Raw genomic sequence first — 1481 nt, forward strand, 5'->3', positions numbered from 1 at the left:
CGACAGACCCCATTCTACTTGGGGTCGATGTCCGAGAACTCCATGGCACTCCATCGCGCAGCCAGGCCGGCGGTTTTCGGGGTGGTCGGCTGGCCAAACACATCCACCCACCCGGGCGTTTGCTTGGCCGGGCTGGCGGTTGCCGGAATGGCTGATTGAGCCGCTGCGCCGGTGGGGCTCGGTGTGACTGATCAGCAACTGGCGGTTCGGGGCGGTTGGCCGCTGCGCCAATGTATTCGAGGTGGCTGGTGGCTGCGCTGACGGGGTTCGGGGTGGCGGTGGTGCCGGGTGGGTGGGGACTGGTGTCCACGATGACCGGAGCAAGCGTTTGCCGGGTTGGTCGAGGGGCTGACGGGCTGGTGGTGGGGGTGGGTCCGCTGGGAGGATGCGCCGGGTGAGCGGTGTGCGGCTGGTGCCGTGGGCCGAGGATGACCTGGTGCTGCTGCACCGGTGCAACTCGGCGGAGATGATGGCCTTCCTGGGTGGGCCGGTCGAGCCCGTGGCGCTCGAGCGGCGACACCAGAGCTACCTGGAACTGCCCTGGTCGGGCAAGGGCACGATGTACCGGGTCGACCTGGACGACGGGCGGGCGGTGGGGAGTGTCGGGCACTGGTTGACCGAGTGGCGGGGTGAGATCGTCTGGGAGACCGGGTGGATGGTGCTGCCCGGGTTCCAGGGGCGCGGGGTGGCCACCGCCGCCGCGCGGGCGGTCGTCGACCTGTTGCGCGGGACCGGTGGCCCCCGGTACCTGCACGCCTACCCGGTGGTGGGCAACGCCGCCTCCAACGCCGTCTGCCGATCGGCCGGTTTCACCTCGCGCGGCGAGTGCGATTTCGAGTACCCCCCGGGCACCAAGATCCGCTGCCACGACTGGCGGGTGGACCTCGACCGGCCCGCCCTCCACGAGATCACCGCCGATCAGCACGGCCGACCCGAACACTGACCCGAAGAGCTGACACTGACCCGAAGGGCTGATCAACCGGCACCCCGGCCGCGCGCCGAACAGCCGAGGCAGCCAGCGGCACTGATCAGTCAGGCCGCCCAGCCACCCAGCCACCCGCCAGCCCGACCACGCGAAGCCCAGGTGGGCGGCTGCGCTCGGATCACCGGCCCGGCTACGCAGACCCCGGGTGGTGAATGCGCTCGGACCGGCGGTCCGACAACGCAAAGCCGAGTGGGTGGGTGTGCTTGTCAGCCGACCACCCCAACAACCGCCAGCCCGGCGAGCGAATGCCCGGGTGGGTGGAGGTGCTTGCCCAGCCGACCACCCCGAAACCCGCCAGCCCGGCGAGCGAATGCCCGGATGGGTGGATGTGCCGCGTGGCCTGCCGGCCACCCCGCAACCGCGAGCCCAGCCACCAGCCACCAGCCACCGCGAACCCCACCGGCGCAGCGGCCCAACCGGCCACCCCCGAAACCGCCGGCCTGGCGAGCCAACTGCCCGGGTGGGTGGATGTGTTTGGCCGGGGGTGGCGATCATG

Annotated in this window: 1 protein-coding gene; it reads left to right on the plus strand. The window is 71.2% G+C overall.

Annotated elements, in window-relative coordinates; all coding sequences use genetic code 11:
- The first annotated feature begins 394 nt into the window (after positions 1 to 394).
- Entirely contained in the window at positions 395 to 943 is a 549-nt protein-coding gene (locus UO65_RS30375) for a GNAT family N-acetyltransferase (protein WP_200873507.1), read from the plus strand.
- Positions 944 to 1481: the final 538 nt, after the last annotated feature.

The organism is Actinokineospora spheciospongiae, assembly GCF_000564855.1.
GTDB classification, from domain to species: Bacteria; Actinomycetota; Actinomycetes; order Mycobacteriales; family Pseudonocardiaceae; genus Actinokineospora; species Actinokineospora spheciospongiae.